This window comes from Streptomyces sp. NPDC050145 (assembly GCF_044460245.1).
Lineage (GTDB): Bacteria > Actinomycetota > Actinomycetes > Streptomycetales > Streptomycetaceae > Streptomyces.
Genome location: NZ_JBITJS010000002.1, coordinates 510,676 through 526,071 on the forward strand (window position 1 = coordinate 510,676; position 15,396 = coordinate 526,071).

At 72.4% G+C, this 15,396-nt stretch carries 11 protein-coding genes and 1 pseudogene; 3 read left to right on the forward strand and 9 right to left on the reverse strand.

Annotation, left to right across the window (positions count from 1 at the left end):
- Positions 1-28 precede the first annotated feature (28 nt).
- From ACIBTU_RS05855 to ACIBTU_RS05890, 8 genes are all read right to left on the reverse strand, one after another.
- Entirely contained in the window at positions 29-1,822 is a 1,794-nt protein-coding gene (locus ACIBTU_RS05855; protein WP_399124651.1) for a S9 family peptidase, read from the reverse strand.
- 236 nt (positions 1,823-2,058) lie between these two features.
- Entirely contained in the window at positions 2,059-2,868 is an 810-nt protein-coding gene (locus ACIBTU_RS05860; RefSeq protein WP_399124652.1) for an SDR family oxidoreductase, read from the reverse strand.
- Complete coding sequence (locus ACIBTU_RS05865) at positions 2,865-4,529, reverse strand: FAD-binding dehydrogenase (protein WP_399124653.1); 1,665 nt, start codon at positions 4,527-4,529, stop codon at positions 2,865-2,867. Before ACIBTU_RS05865 ends, ACIBTU_RS05860 begins: the two co-directional genes overlap by 4 nt.
- Positions 4,526-5,176: a TetR/AcrR family transcriptional regulator gene (locus tag ACIBTU_RS05870; RefSeq protein WP_399124654.1), complete on the reverse strand. Its 651-nt coding sequence runs from the start codon at positions 5,174-5,176 to the stop codon at positions 4,526-4,528. The genes ACIBTU_RS05865 and ACIBTU_RS05870 overlap by 4 nt, the downstream gene beginning before the upstream one ends.
- Positions 5,177-5,264: 88 nt before the next feature.
- Positions 5,265-5,852, reverse strand: a complete 588-nt coding sequence (locus tag ACIBTU_RS05875; RefSeq protein ID WP_399124655.1) for a TMEM165/GDT1 family protein — start codon at positions 5,850-5,852, stop codon at positions 5,265-5,267.
- 263 nt (positions 5,853-6,115) lie between these two features.
- On the reverse strand, positions 6,116-7,672 hold the full coding sequence (locus ACIBTU_RS05880) for a hypothetical protein (RefSeq protein WP_399124656.1): 1,557 nt from the start codon (positions 7,670-7,672) through the stop codon (positions 6,116-6,118).
- Positions 7,669-9,273, reverse strand: coding sequence for a hypothetical protein (locus ACIBTU_RS05885; protein ID WP_399124657.1), 1,605 nt, complete (start codon positions 9,271-9,273; stop codon positions 7,669-7,671). Before ACIBTU_RS05885 ends, ACIBTU_RS05880 begins: the two co-directional genes overlap by 4 nt.
- Positions 9,274-9,394: 121 nt before the next feature.
- Positions 9,395-11,419 carry a heavy metal translocating P-type ATPase gene (locus ACIBTU_RS05890; protein WP_399124658.1) on the reverse strand — a complete coding sequence of 675 codons (2,025 nt, stop codon included), beginning with the start codon at positions 11,417-11,419 and terminating at the stop codon, positions 9,395-9,397.
- A 118-nt stretch (positions 11,420-11,537) separates the two neighbouring features.
- Between ACIBTU_RS05890 and ACIBTU_RS05895 the strand changes: the two genes are divergently transcribed.
- Positions 11,538-11,912, forward strand: coding sequence for an ArsR/SmtB family transcription factor (locus tag ACIBTU_RS05895; protein ID WP_399124659.1), 375 nt, complete (start codon positions 11,538-11,540; stop codon positions 11,910-11,912).
- Between the two features lie 129 nt (positions 11,913-12,041).
- Positions 12,042-14,111 carry a discoidin domain-containing protein gene (locus ACIBTU_RS05900; RefSeq protein ID WP_399124660.1) on the forward strand — a complete coding sequence of 690 codons (2,070 nt, stop codon included), beginning with the start codon at positions 12,042-12,044 and terminating at the stop codon, positions 14,109-14,111.
- Here the strand turns inward: ACIBTU_RS05900 and ACIBTU_RS05905 are convergent.
- Positions 14,099-14,734, reverse strand: a complete 636-nt coding sequence (locus ACIBTU_RS05905; protein ID WP_399124661.1) for a TetR family transcriptional regulator — start codon at positions 14,732-14,734, stop codon at positions 14,099-14,101. The two genes, ACIBTU_RS05900 and ACIBTU_RS05905, sit on opposite strands and share 13 nt — an antisense overlap.
- A 211-nt stretch (positions 14,735-14,945) precedes the next feature.
- Between ACIBTU_RS05905 and ACIBTU_RS05910 the strand changes: the two are divergent.
- Positions 14,946-15,395, forward strand: a pseudogene (locus tag ACIBTU_RS05910) (SRPBCC family protein); the annotation flags it as partial.
- Between the last annotated feature and the right edge of the window lies 1 nt (position 15,396).

Sequence of the window (15,396 nt, forward strand, 5' to 3'; positions counted from 1 at the left end):
CGACCCCGCCCTACGTCTACGCCCCCGCCTACGGGAGGTGGCGCCGTACGAAGTCCAGCTCCAGGGCGACCTGCTTGATGCGCTCCTCGACAACGAGCGAGCCGTGCCCCGCGTCGTAGCGGTACACCTCGTGCACGGCGTCCCGGGCCGCGAGCCGGTCCACGTAGTTGTCGATCTGGCGGATCGGGCAGCGCGGGTCGTTGAGCCCCGCCGAGATGTGCACCGGCGCCTTCACGTCGTCGACGTACGTGAGCGGGGACGAGGCCGTGTACCGGTCGGGGACCTCCTCGGGGGAGCCGCCGAACAGGGTGCGGTCCAGCGCCTTCAGGGCCTCCATCTCGTCCTCGTACGCCGCCGGGTAGTCGGCCACCGGCACCGCGGCCAGGCCCACCGCCCATGCGCCCGGCTGGGTGCCGAGGCCGAGCAGGGTCAGGAAGCCGCCCCAGGAGCCGCCCGCGAGGACCAGCCGCTCGGGGTCGGAGAGCCCGGAGGTGACGGCCCACTCGCGGACCGCCGCGACGTCCTCCAGCTCGATCAGACCGACCCGGTGCTTGAGCGCGTCGGTCCACTCGCGGCCGTAGCCCGTCGAGCCGCGGTAGTTGACCCGGACCACCGCGTACCCGTGGTCCAGCCAGGCCGCCGGGCCCGCGGCGAACGCGTCCGAGTCGTGCCAGGTCGGGCCGCCGTGGATCTCGAAGACGGTCGGCAGCGGGCCGCTCGTGCCGGCCGGACGCTGCACGAGGGCGTGGACGCGGCCGCCCGGGCCCTCCACCCACACGTCCTCGACCGGCACCGACAGCGGGGCCGTGAAGCCCGGCGGGTCCAGCACGACCTCGCCCGACGTGGAGCGCACGACCGGCGGCTCGGCGGCCGAGGACCACAGGTACTCGACGCTGCCGTCGGGCCGCGCCGAGGCGCCCGAGACGGTGCCGCGCGGGGTGTCGACCCGGGTCAGGGCGCCCGTCGCGAACTCGTAGCGCCACAGGTCGCCGCGGGCCTCGAAGCTGTGCGCGATCAGCAGCGCCGAACCGTCCGGGTACCACTCCGCCGACACGTCGCCGGGCAGGTCGAGGGTCAGGTCGGTCTCCGTGCCGGACGCCACGTCCCACACCATCGGCTCCCAGCGGCCGCGCCGCTGGTGCCCGATCAGCAGCCGGGTGTCGCCGGTGACCGGGGCGAAGCCCAGCACCTCCAGGCCCAGCTCCTCCGTGCCGCCCTTCGTGTCGTCGAGCTCCGCGACCGGCGAACCGTCGAGCCGGACCACGCGCAGCGCCGCGTGCATCGCGTCGCCGTGCTCGGTGTGCTCGATCGCGATCAGCGTGCCGTCATGGCTCAGGTCGCCTACGCCGGCGGACTCCCGGTGCCGGTAGATCTCGGCCGGGGCGTCCACGCCCGGGGCCACCACGTGGATCGTCGTGCCGTCCTCGTCCGTGGAGCGGCCGACCACCGCCGTGTGGCCGTCGCGGCCGAGCGCCAGGCCCGCCGGGTAGGACGCGGCCAGTCCGGGCACCGCCTCGGTGTCCGCGCCGCCCGCGAAGGGCTGACGCCGCCAGATCCCGAACTCGTCCCCGTCCGTGTCGTCGAACCACCAGATCCACGCGCCGTCCGGGGAGAGCACGCCGTCCGTCGTCCCGTTCGCCCGGTCCGTCGCGCGGCGCTGCTCTCCCGTGGCCCGGTCCCAGGCGTACAGCTCGTAGGTCCCCGTCGCGTTCGACACGAACAGGGAGCGGTGCGGGGCGTCTTCCGCCCAGTCGGGCAGCGATACGCGGGGGGCGCGGAACCGGGCCTCCCAGTCGGGCATGGCCCGGTTGCTCTCAGTCATGCGTCTATGGTGCCCCTTGGGGGACCGGGAGGGGCGCCGTTGGGGTTGAGCCCGCTGTTCGCCCGCGGCCCGGTGGGGGCTGGTCGCGCAGTTCCCCGCGCCCCTGAGATGCGCACTTCGTGCGCGATCTCATCGGGCGCTCGCCCATCGGGGAAATGCGACCCGAAGGGTCTGCATTTCAGGGGCGCGGGGAACTGCGCGAGAAGCCCCACCGGGCCGCACCCGGCGACGAAAGGTCAGACCCCGCGGCGCAACCCGTGTTTGCGCGCCACCATCGACTCCACCGCTCCCCGCGACAGCACCCGCCGCAACGCGAACACCACCGGCGCATTGCTGCCGACCGCATAGAACGACCGAGGGCGCGGCGCCTCGACGGCAACCAGAACCTTCGCGGCGACCCGCTCCGCGGAAATCCCGGCCGCCTCGTTCCGGTTCAAAGCGGAGAGCATCGTGTCGTAGGCCGCCCGGAACGGCGACCCCTCCGCCACGTACTGGGTCCGCCGCTCACTGATCCCGGTCGCGATGGACCCGGGCTCGACCGTCATGATGCCGACCCCGTACGCCGCGTACTCCCGCCGCGCCGCGTTCGCGAACCCCTTGATCGCCGCCTTCGACGCCACGTACGAGGACCGGTAGGCGAGCGGGAAGCTGGCGAGCATCGAGCCGACCATCACGACCCGCCCGCGCCGCCGCTCCCGCATCCCGGGCAGCACGAGCTGGCTGAGCCGCACGGCGCCGAGGACGTTGATCTGGAAGAGGCGCCGCACCGCGTCCATCGGGAGTTCTTCGAAGGGGCCGCTCTGCGATTCGCCCGCGTTGTTGACCAGCACGTCGACCGGTCCGGCGGCGGCCGCGCACGCCTCGATGCTCGCGTCGTCGGTCAGGTCGAGGGCGAGGTAGGTGACGCCCTCGACGGGGGAGTCCACCTTCTCGGGGTCGCGGCTCGTGCCGTAGACCCGGTACCCGCGCCGCACCAGCGCGGCGGCGACCGCCGCGCCGATGCCGGAGGACGCGCCGGTGACGAGCGCCGTGCCCCGCGCGCTCACGCGAGGCTCCGGGCCAGCGCGCGGCCCGCCGCACGGCCGGAGAACACGCAGCCGCCGAGGAACGTGCCCTCCAGCGCGTTGTACCCGTGCACGCCGCCCCCGCCGAACCCGGCGACCTCCCCGGCCGCGTAGAGCCCGTCGAAGACCGAGCCGTCGGGCCGCACGACCTGCGAGTCCAGGTTCGTCTCCAGTCCGCCGAGCGTCTTGCGGGTCAGCAGGTGGAGGCGTACGGCGATCAGCGGGCCCTGCGCCGGGTCGAGCAGCCGGTGCGGCTTCGCGACGCGCGTGATGCGGTCGGGCAGGTAGGAGCGGGCGTTGCGGACCGCCATGAGCTGGAGGTCCTTGGAGTAGCCGTTGCCGACCTCGCGGTCGCGGGCCACGATCTCCCGCTCGACCTGCTCGTAGGAGACGGGCGTGTCGGGCGTCAGCTCGTTCATGCCCGCGACGAGGGCCTTCAGGTTGTCGCGGACGACGAAGTCCTCGCCGTGGTCGAGGAAGGCCTGCACCGGGCCCGGCGCGCCCTTCTTCACGCGCTGGAGCACCAACTTGAGGTCCTTGCCGGTGATGTCGGGGTTCTGCTCCGAGCCGGAGAGCGCGAACTCCTTCTCCACGATGGCCCGGGTCAGGATGAACCAGGTGTGCTCGTGCCCGGTCCCGGTGATGTGCTTGAGGGTGGCGAGCGTGTCGTGGCCGGGGAACAGGGGTGCGGGCAGCCGCTTGCCCTCCGCGTCCAGCCACAGGGAGGACGGGCCGGGGATGATCCGGATGCCGTGGCCGGGCCAGATCGGGTCCCAGTTCTTGAGGCCCTCCGTGTAGTGCCACATGCGGTCCCGGTTGACCAGGGACGCGCCCGCGGTCTCGCTGATCTCCAGCATGCGCCCGTCGACGTACGCGGGGACGCCGGTGACCATCGACTCCGGGGCCGGGCCCATCCGCTCGACGGGCCAGTTCTTCTTCACCAGTTCGTGGTTGGCGCCGATGCCGCCGGAGGTGACGACGACGGCCTGCGCGCGCAGTTCGAAGTCGCCGACGGTCGCGCGGGAGGAGGCGACGCCGCGCGGCTCGTCCGAGGGCGCGAGGAGCGAGCCGCGCACGCCGACGGCGGCCCCGTCCTCCACGATCAACTCGTCCACGCGGTGGCGGTACTTGAAGGTGACGAGCCCGCGCGTGGCGGCCTCCATGACCGGTTCCCGGAAGACGCGGACGACCTCGGGGCCCGTGCCCCACGTGATGTGGAAGCGCGGCACCGAGTTCCCGTGCCCGGTCGCCGTCCCGGCCCCGCGCTCGGCCCAGCCCACGTTCGGGGTGACCTTGAGCCCGAGCCCGTACAGGTAGTCGCGCTTCTCGCCGGCCGCGAACCTCACGTACGCCTCGGCCCACTTGCGCGGCCAGTGGTCCTCGCGCTCCCGGTCGAACCCGGCCGAGCCCAGCCAGTCCGCGAGCGCCAGCTCGTACGAGTCCTTGATGCCCATGCGGCGCTGCTCGGGGCTGTCCACGAGGAAGAGCCCGCCGAGCGACCAGAAGGCCTGACCGCCGAGATTGGCGGCGTTCTCCTGGTCGACGAGCAGGACGCGCTTGCCCGCGCGGGTCAGTTCATAGGTGGCGACGAGCCCGGCGAGCCCGGCTCCGACGACGATGACGTCTGCACTGGTGTCACTCACGGGGTCTCCCTAGGGGTGCTGTAAGCGTTCAGTACGTGCATGAAGAGGGCCTGGCGGCGGGCCCGTACGGCCTCGTCGTCGGGCTGCATGAGGACCTGTACGGCCGTGCCGTCGTGGACGGCGACCAGGGCGTCGCCGAGCGCCTCCTCGTCAGGCACCCGGCGGCCGAGCCGCTCCAGGGCGGTCACGAACACGGGCAGGATCGCCTCGCGGATGGCGTGCTCGCGGGCGGTCATCACGCGGCGCAGGCCGGGGGTGCGCAGGGCGTGCGCGGTGAACTCGGCGGTGATCCGGTACCAGGCCTCGTCCAGCGGGGTCGCGTCGATCGCGGCCCGCACAGTGGCCTCGGGTCCGGCCGGGTCGAGCCGGGCGAGCGCGGCCCGCAGGTCGGTGAGCATGCGGGCCGAGCGCTCCTCCCACAGGGCGAGGAACAGCTCGTCGAGGGAGGAGAAGTTCGAGTAGAAGGCGCCGCGCGTGAATCCGGCGCGCTCGCAGACCTGCTCGACGGTGGAGCGGCCGAAGCCCTCCTCGGCGAACACGTCGAGCGCGGCGTCGAGCAGCCGCTGCCGCGTGCGGGCCCGCCGTTTGGTGATGGTGCCGACCACGGTGCCGGCCAGGGTGCCGGTGTCGCCAGGTGTGCCCGTCATGGCCGTCGCCTCCCGATCGGATACATGAACGTATTCGATACGTTCATGTATCCACAAGGGTCGTGCGCACGGCGCCGAGCCGGGCGGCTCAGCCGGTGAAGACCTCGACCAGGGACCAGATCGCGAGGCCGAGCATGCAGACGCCGCCGACCCGCTGCACGGTCTTCAGCGGCACGCGCTTGGCGATGAACCGGCCGGCGACCAGGGCGAGCGCGGACACCGACATGAGGGCGGCGGCGGAGCCGATGGCGGTGGACCAGGTGCCGTTCGTGGCGGCGAGGTTCGCGGTGGTGATCTGGGTGAGGTCGCCCCACTCGCTGATGAAGACGGCCATGAAGGCGGTGCCGTAGACCGGCCAGAAGCCGGTGACCGTCTTGCCGCCGGCCTCGTCGCCGTCCTCGTCGTCGTCCCCGCCGCGCAGCAGCATGAACGCGCCGAAGCCGAACATGAGGGCCGACACCAGCTTCACGCTCCAGCCGGGCAGCAGGGAGAGCAGCGAACCGGCGCCGACCGCGATGGCCACGTGCACGATGAACGCGCTGGAGGTGCCGAACCAGACGTAGAGCGGCTTCATCCGCGTGCCCATGGCCAGCGAGGCGAACATGGTCTTGTCGGGGAGCTCGGCGAGGAAGATCAGCCCGAAGGCGGTGAGGATCGCCAGGGGGTCGAGATGCATCGGGGGCGCTTTCTCTGGGGCGGCCGGGAGTCGCGAACCCACCCTCTGCGCGGGGAGGACCACTCGACCCGGCAGCGTTCGGACACACGGCGCACGGGATCGCGCGTCGTGGCGTACTGCTACTGCCTGGTCGAAGGTCTCGCCCGCCCTCGCCTGATCGGCGCGGGCCCGGCCACCGGGAACCCGGGGGTTCCAGTGTGTCGACGACCGGTTCGCGGGGCTACTCCCCTTCGCTTGCTCCGTCAAGGGTACATGCCGGCCCTCTAGGCGCTCCCGTCTCGCGCCCAGGGGCGCCGGACCAGCAGGAACGCCGCGATCGCCGCGAGGACGAGGGCCGCGCCGCCGAGCGTGAGCCAGGTCTTCGGGCCGGCCGGCGCGGACGCCGCGTCCACGGTGAGGTCGGCGGTGTTGTTCCCCCGGCGCGGGTCGTGGGCCCCGTACATCGTGGTCACGGTGTCCGTCCCGTCGACCGACGCCCTGTCGATGCGGAACGTGAACGTGAAGGAGAGGGACTCGCCCTTCGGCATCAGGACGCCGCCGGTGCCGCCGCAGGTGTAGCGGCGGCCGCCGGGCTTGCCGAGGCCGAGGGCGGAATCGGTGGAGCGGGTCGGGCGCGGGGTCCTGTGCCCGAAGCAGCGCGAGGGCGCCTTCACCACGGTCAGCCCGTCCGGCACGCGCAGGGTGACCGGCGCCCGCTCGCCGGAGCTCTCCTTCAGGTCGGGCGCGCGGGTGCCGGGGCCGTTGTTGCGCACGGAGAGCTCGGCGGTGACCTCGTCGCCGACCGCGCCCTTCAGGGTGGCTCCGGTGACGGCGAAGTCCGTGGTGTTGGTGGTGGCGACGGTGCTGCTGACCCGGTCGCCGGAGCGCCCGAGGTCCTTCAGGACGGCGGCGTCCGCGTGGGTGCGGGCGGTCGCGGTCAGTACGGGGCCCTTGCCGGCCCGGTCGCTCGGAGGGCTGCTGAACGGGGTGAGGTCCTGCCCGATCGTCTCCGACAGGGCGGTGTCCGCCACGGTCAGCTCGCCGAAGTCGAGGTCGTAGGACTTGAGCGGGGCGAAGGGGCCCTTCAGATAGCAGGTGAGTGTGGTGCCCGCGCCGCCCGCGTCCTCGATCGAGGTGCAGTTGCGGTACGGGGCCGAGGCGGGGGTGAGGCCGGGGGACAGGGTCATCGTCCAGCGCACGGTGCGGACCGGCTTGAGCGAGTAGTTGGTGAACCCGGCCGGTGTCTCGACGGTCGAGCCCGGCGCGACGCGCTTGACCGCGCGGGGCGCCCGGTCGACCCGGATCTGCCCCTCGGGGAACGCCACGTCGACGCGGTGCTCGGCGCGGTGGCCCTCCGCGTCCTTCGCCGTGATCCGGACCTTCGCGGACGCGCCGACCGCGCTCGCCCGGCCGGTGCCGATGTGCAGGGTGCCGATGCGGCGGGGGACGCCGCGCACGACGCCGTGGACGTTCTCGCAGACGCCGAGCAGGTCGCCGTCCGGGTCGCAGGGCACCTTCACGCCGTCGGCCATGGACTTGAGCGACCTGGCGTCGATGGTGACGGTGGCGTCCGTCTTGGTGCCCGCGTACGGCCCGGTGTTGCTCAGCCAGATGCCGGTGTCGGGGGTGGGCGTCTGGAAGCCGCTGCCGCCCCGGGACGGGATCACCATGGAGGGGTGATCGACGATCAGGGCGAGGGAGGGCGCCGGGTCGGGGGCCGCCGGACTCGCGGCGGCGGGGGCGGTGGCGGCGCCGGCGGCGCACAGGGCCAGCAGGACCGGGCCGAGCGCTCGGGACAGGGTCCGGGAGAGGGATCTGGTGAGAGATCTGGTGAGGGTCACTGGTTCTGCTCCGTCTCCCGGGTCGTGGTGCGGCGCCGGATCAGGACGGCGGCGCCGAAGAGGACACCGACGGCGGCCGCGCCCACGGCGCCGATGCCCCAGACGGGCGGGCCCGCGACCATGTCCCCCTCGAACGAGCCGCTCTCGGCCCGCCCTTCGATGTCCACGCTGACCGGGGCCCGGTTGTCCTCGGGGTGCGCGTCGTTCTTGGTGAGGTCGAACTCCGTGGCGACCCGGACCCACCCGTCCGTCCGCACTCCGTGGCTCGGCTCGTCGAGGCGGAAGGCGAAGGGGAAGTTCTCGAACTGGCCGGGCGTCATGAGGTCGTTCTTGTGGAGCCGGTGCTGCGAGCAGCGGTAGCGCACGGGGTCTTTCTTCGTCTTCGGCTCCTGCTCGTGGCAGGTCTCGGGCGCTCGGACGACGGACACGCCCTGGGGGACGGTCAGTTCGACGACGTTGGCGGTCTCGTTGTCCTCCTCCCCGTCGAAGACTGCGCCGGCCGTGCCCGGCCCGTTGTTGGTGAAGAAGAACTCGGCCTTCACGACGTCGCCGACCGCGCCCTTGAGCGTGACCGGGTTGACGGAGAAGTCGGGCTTGTTGGTCGATTCGATGCGGGTGCGGAGGTAGAGCAGCTCGTCCCGCAGGTACGTGGTGTCCTGCGCGGGCCGCTCGGTGAAGGTGAGGGTGCGTCCGGTGCCGGCGCGGCTGCGGGGCACCCGGGGGACGTTCGACTTCCCCGGCTCGTGGATCTCGCTCGCGTAGTACACCGTGTCCCAGGCCGCGTTGGGGCCGAGCCGTACGGCGCCGAGGTCCAGGTTGTAGGAGGTGCGGGGCTTCACGGTGCCGGTGACCGTGCAGAGCATCCCGGGCGAGTGCCCCGGGGTGGTGCTCGACCCGGAGACGGGGGCCGGCTCGTACACGCAGTTGCGGAACCGTTCGACCGGCACCAGACCGTCGGAGAAGCTCACGCCGAGGACGAGCGAACGGTACGTGCGGCCGCTGAAGTTGGTGAAGCCGCTCGGCAGCGCGACGCTCGATCCGGGCCGCGCGTCCGTGATGCCGGGGAGCGCCCGGTCGAAGCGGGGGCCCGGCTCGGTGACGCGCAGGGTGATCCGCGCCGTGTCGACGGCCTTTCCGTCCTTCTTCGCGGTGACCTCGATCGTGCCGGAGCGCCCGGCCGCCGCAGCGCGCGCCGGGGTCTTGAGGTCCAGGCCCACGGACAACGTGCCCCCGGAGAAGGAGGCGCGTACGTCGTCGCCCGCGCACTCGCCCACGAAGTCGCCGTCCTCGTTGCAGGGCAGGAAGGCGCTGTCGGTCATCAGCTTCTCGACCCCGGAGGCGTCGATGACGAAGGAGTACCGTCCGGCGGAGCCCGTCTCGACGCCCGTCAGCTTCACTTCCGCCTGTTCGTCGGAGGTGCCGAGCCCCTGCGTCGCCTTGAAGGGGTCGACCTTGACTACGGGGGTGACCTCGAGCCGCGGCTTCGCGTCAGCGGCGACGGCAGGGCCCGCGGGGCCCGCGCCCAGCAGGCCGAGTGCGGCGCAGGTCACGGCGAGGCGGCGGGCGCGGGCGGAGGCCGGCATGGATCCGGGCGGGGGCAAGAGCACTCCTTCGGCTGGTACAGACCCGGCCCGGCCGAAGGAATCTCGGCCGGGCCGGGCGCGCGTACGACACGCAGACCGGCCGCGTTGGCCGAGGGTTGTACGGAGCGCAATATTCCGCTCAGTCGCCCGCCCGTACGGGGGCCGCCGCGCGCCGCCACGCCCGGTCGGTCAGCAGACGCAGGCCGTTGAGGCCGACGAGGACGGTGGAGCCCTCGTGGCCGGCGACGCCCAGGGGGAGGGGGAGCGTGCCGAACAGGTCCCAGGCGGCGAGGGCCGTGATGAACGTCCCCGCGAGCAGCAGGTTCTGGACGACGAGGCGGCGGGCGCGGCGGGAGAGGGCGACGGCGGTGGGGATCGCGGCGAGCTCGTCGCGGACCACGACCGCGTCGGCGGCGTCGAGCGCCAGATCGGAACCGGCGCGGCCCATGGCGACGCCGGTGTGCGCGGCGGCCAGCGCCGGGGCGTCGTTGACCCCGTCGCCCACGACGAGCACCCGCCGGCCGGCCCGCTCCAGCTCCCGCACGGCCGCCACCTTGTCCTCGGGCAGCAGCCCGGCCCGTACGTCCGTGATGCCGAGCCCCGTCGCCAACTGCCCGGCGGCGCGCGGGTTGTCGCCGGTCAGGAGCACGGGCGCGCTCCCGGTCAGGAGGCCGAGCCCACGCACCGCCCCGGCGGCGTCCGTCCGCACCTGATCGGCGATCCCGAGCACCCCGACGACCCGCCCGTCGACCCCGACGAGAACGGCGGTCCGCCCCCGCTCCTCGATCCGGCCGACTTCGTCGAGAACGGCGGGCCCGCTGTCCGCGGTGGAGTCGCCACCGGAGCGGTCCGGCGTCTCGGGCCGGCGGTGCGGTGCGCCCACCGACACCCGTACGCCGTCGACCGTGGCCGCCACGCCCGCGCCGGGGTGGGCCGTGAAGTCCGTCGCGCGCGGGAGCGGTGTGAGGCCGCGGGCCGCGGCGGCCTCCACGATCGCGCGGGCCAGCGGGTGTTCGCTCGGGTGCTCGGCGGCGGCCGCCCGGCGCAGCACCGCCTCCTCGTCGAGCCCGGACCCGGGGACCGTACGGACCTCGACGCGCGGCGTGCCCTCGGTCAGCGTCCCCGTCTTGTCCAGCGCGACCGCGTCGACCTGCCCCAACCGCTCCATGACGACAGCGGACTTGACCAGTACGCCGTGCCGCCCCGCGTTCGCCATCGCGGACAGCAGCGGCGGCATCGTCGCCAGGACGACCGCGCAGGGCGAGGCCACGATCATGAACGTCATCGCCCGCAGCAGCGCGTCCTGCACCGCGGCGCCGAACAGCAGCGGCACCGCGAAGACCAGCACGGTGGCGGCGACCATGCCCAGGCTGTAGCGCTGCTCGATCTTCTCGATGAACAGCTGCGTCGGCGCCTTGGTCCGAGCGGCCTCCTCGACCATCCGCACGATCCGGGCCAGCACCGAGTCGGCGGGCTCGCGGGTGACCCGCACCCGGAGCACGCCCGTGCCGTTGAGCGTCCCGGCGAAGACCTCGTCCCCGGCATGCTTCGCGACGGGCAGCGGCTCGCCCGTGATCGTGGCCTGGTCGACCTCGCTCGCGCCGTCCACGACCTGCCCGTCGCCGCCGATCCGCTCGCCGGGCCGGACGAGGACGAGGTCCCCGACGGCGAGGCGCGCCGCCGGGACGACCTCCTCGGTGCCGTCGGCCGCGACCCGGGTCGCGGTGCTCGGCGCCAGATCGAGCAGCCCCCGCACCGAGTCCGCCGTACGGGCCGTGGCGAAGGCCTCCAGCGCCCCCGAGGTGGCGAAGATGACGATGAGCAGGGCCCCGTCGAGCACCTGCCCGATGGCGGCGGCACCGAGCGCCGCGACGACCATCAGCAGATCGACGTCGAGGGTCTTCTCGCGCAGGGCCTTCAGCCCTTCCCAGCCCGGCTCCCAGCCGCCGGTCACGTACACGGCCGCGTACAGCGGGCCCCACAGCCACCCCGGCGCCACGGCCAGATCCAGCGCGAGCGCGCCGAGGAACAGGACGAGCGCGGCCAGCGCCCAGCGCACCTCGGGCAGGGCGAGCAGGCGGGTGCGCCCTCGTGGCGGGGCGTCCGGCGCACCGGTGACGGACCGGTCCGCGACCGGTTCCTGCTCGAGCACGTACGGCGGCATGACGAAGACCCCTCAAGGTCGGCTGACAGCTGACGGCCGATGGATGGATGGATGCTGAGGTCATCACCATACAGGTTCATGTGAACAGGTCTTCAGGTGTCGTAGGTAGGATGCCCGTATGGGTCACGGAGCCGGCACGACCACGAGCGCCACCACGCGCGAGCGCCTCGACACCGTCGGCGTCGCCGACGTGGCCGCCACCCTCCAGGCCCTCGCGACCCCGTCCCGCCTGCGCATCCTGGCCCGCCTCCAGGAGAGCCCCTGCGCGGTCGGCGATCTGGCCGCGGCCGTCGACATGGAGCCCTCGGCCTGCTCCCACCAGCTCCGCCTGCTGCGCAACCTGGGCCTGGTCACGGGCGAGCGCCGCGGCCGCTCCATCGTCTACGCCCTCTACGACAACCACGTCTCCGAGCTCCTCGACCAGGCGCTGTACCACGTGGAGCACCTGCGTCTGGGCAAGCACGACGAGCCGGCGGACGTCCCCGAGGCCTGAACTCCCCCTTTTTCGGCCTGATTTCCGAACCCGGTACCGATTCCTCGGTACCGGGTCTTGGCGTTGGGGCCCGGGATCCCTACCTTGAGAGCGGAATGTGAGCCCGGCTCATCTTTAAGGATCTCCCCCATGGTCAACGTTCAGCCTTCGCGGCGCAGACTCAGATCCCTCAGCGTGATGTCGCTGCTTCTCGCCCTGCTGGCGCTGGTGCTCGCTCCGGCGCCCAGCTTCGCGGCGGAGCCCGACTGGTGGGAGCCGACCGCGCGGCCGGCCCCCGACTCGCAGATCAACGTGACGGGCGAGCCCTTCAAGGGCACCGACGCCCAGGGCCGGGTCAGGGGCTTCGTCGACGCCCACGACCACATCATGTCCAACGAGGGCTTCGGCGGCCGCCTGATCTGCGGCAAGCCCTTCTCCGAGCAGGGCGTCGCCGACGCGCTCAAGGACTGCCCCGAGCACTACCCCGACGGCAGCCTCGCCATCTTCGACATGATCACGAAGGGGGGTGACGGCAAGCACGACCCCGTGGGCTGGCCGACGTTCAAGGACTGGCCCGCGTACGACTCGCTGACCCACCAGCAGAACTACTACGCCTGGATCGAGCGGGCGTGGCGCGGCGGCCAGCGCGTCCTGGTCAACGACCTGGTCACCAACGGCGTGATCTGCTCGGTCTACTTCTTCAAGGACCGCGGCTGCGACGAGATGGACGCCATCCGTCTCGAGGCGAAGAAGACCTACGAGATGCAGGACTTCATCGACAAGCAGTACGGCGGCCCGGGCAAGGGCTGGTTCCGGATCGTCACGAACAGCGCGCAGGCCCGTCAGGTCGTCGAGCAGGGCAAGCTGGCCGTCGTCCTGGGCGTCGAGACCTCGGAGCCGTTCGGCTGCAAGCAGATCCTCGACATCGCGCAGTGCGGCAAGGACGACATCGACCGCGGCCTGGACGAGCTGAAGAAGCTCGGCGTCAGCAGCATGTTCCTGTGCCACAAGTTCGACAACGCCCTGTGCGGCGTGCGCTACGACTCCGGCGCGCTCGGCACGGCCATCAACGTGGGCCAGTTCCTGTCGACCGGCACCTACTGGAAGACGGAGGACTGCAAGGGCCCGCAGCACGACAACCCGATCGGCAACGCGCCGGCGCCGGAGGCGGAGAAGCGGCTGCCCGAGGGCGAGGAGGTCCCGACCTACGCGTCGGGCGCGCAGTGCAACACCCGGGGTCTGACCGACCTGGGCGCGTACGCGGTGCGCGGCATGATGAAGCGCAACATGATGCTCGAGCTCGACCACATGAGCGTCAAGGCCGTGGGCCAGTCCCTCGACATCCTCGAGTCCGAGAAGTACCCGGGCGTCATCTCCTCGCACAGCTGGATGGACCTCGGCTGGACCGAACGCCTCTACAAGCTGGGCGGGTTCGCGGCTCAGTACATGGGCCAGTCCAAGGGCTTCGTCGGCGAGGCGGCCCGCACCAAGGACCTGCGCGACAAGTACAACGTCGGATACGGCTACGGCACCGACATGAACGGCGTCGGCGGCTGGCCGGCCCCGCGCGGCAAGGACGCCCCGAACCCGGTGACGTACCCGTTCCGCAGCGTGGACGGCGGCTCGGTGATCGACAAGCAGACCACCGGCGAGCGCACCTGGGACTTCAACACCGACGGCGGCGCGCACTACGGCATGGTCCCGGACTGGATCCAGGACATCCGCAACGTCGGTGGCGAGGACGTCGTCAAGGACCTCTTCACGGGCGCCGAGTCCTATCTGCGCACCTGGGCGAACACCGAGAAGTACGCGCCCGGGAAGAACCTCGCGACGGCCGGCGTCGGCGCCTGGGCGTCCTCGTCGGAGTGGTGGAACCCGTTCGAGAGCTTCCAGCCCGGCCGGGCGGTGGACGGCAACAACTCCACCCGCTGGGCCAGCGAGTGGAACGACGACCAGTGGCTGCGGATCGACCTCGGGTCCCCGCAGCAGATCGACCGCGTCACCCTCGACTGGGAGTCGGCGTACGGGAAGTCGTACCGGATCGAGCTGTCCACGGACCGCGAGAACTGGACGACGGCGTGGTCCACGACCTCCGGTGACGGTGGCCTGGACACGGCACGGTTCGACCGGACCGAGGCCCGCTACGTACGGATCAAGGGCCTCGAACGCGGCACGCAGTGGGGCTACTCGCTGAAGGAGGTCGGCGTCTACGCCGGCTGAGGCACGATGCGGTCGCCGAGATAGCAGTTGAGGACACGCTTGCACTCGGCGATCAGCCGGGGGTCGCCCTGCGGGTCGGTGCGGAAGGCCAGTTGCAGCACGCCGTCCGCGCACTCCAGGGCGACCCGCACGGCGATGTCCAGCTCGTCGTCGTCCGGGACGCCGGTCAGCGCGCCGGTCAGGGCGCGCAGCCGTCCGGCGACCGCGGTGTTGTTGTCCCGCGTCGGCTCCAGGACGTGGTCCTCGCCCACCGCGCCGAAGTCGACGACGCCGAACCCGGTGATCGTCCGGCGCATCGCGACGAACTCGTCGACGGTCACGTCCACGATTCCGGCGATGCCGTCGGGCGCCTCGCGCTCCAGCCGGTCGGTGACCCGGGCCAGGAACAGCTCCAGGTTCCGGGCGGCGAGCGCGCCGATCAGCCCCTCCCGGTCGGAGAAGAACTGGTAGAGCGTGCCGATCGGCACCTCGGCCCGGCGGGCCACCTCCTTGGTGGTCAGCGCGGCGTAGCCGACCTCGTCGAGGATCTCGGCACAGGCGTCCAGCAGCCGTTCGAAGCGCTCGACGCTGCGCTTCTGGACCGGCAGCCGGCGCAACGTCCCTGCAGTGCGGTCTTGATTCACCCTTCCATCATCCCACCCAGCCGCTTAACGCGAGCCATGCTCATGTTTTTAGGCTTGGGGGTCGGCTATGCATCTGGATCCGGACCGTCTGCCGAGCCGGGCGGAGGTCACCCGCACCGTTCGGCGGTGACGAGATAACCGACGAAGCGGACCCCCCGGCCGCGCCTTCGCCCATCCGTCCGCCTCGCCGTCCACCGAGCTCAAGCACCGGTTCGAGATCGCCGCACCGCCCGAGGCGGTCTTTGCGCACCTGGCCGAACCGTCGAACTGCATGGGCCTGTCCCCGCTCCTGGTGGCCGTCCGGGACGTGCGCCGCGCAGAGCAAACCGGGACCGGAACCGGGACCGTGCACTGCACCGCCGTGGAACGCTCCCGTTTCCTGGGCGTCCTCGCGCACGACAACATCATCGACGTCACCCTCGTCCCCGCCCCGGACCGGCTCCCGGACTCCGCCGAGATCTCCGGCGAGGTCCGCAGCCCCGCCCGGGTCCGGATGAGCTACCGCTTCACGATCGACCGCCACGCCTCCGGCAGCGTCGTCACCGACACCCTGCACCTGAGGACACCCCCGGGCCTGCTGCGCTTCGCGGCGTCCCAGGCGGGCGCGGTCCAGCAGAACCGGGCCCGCGTCCTGACGGCCCGCCTGACCGGAACCGCCTGAC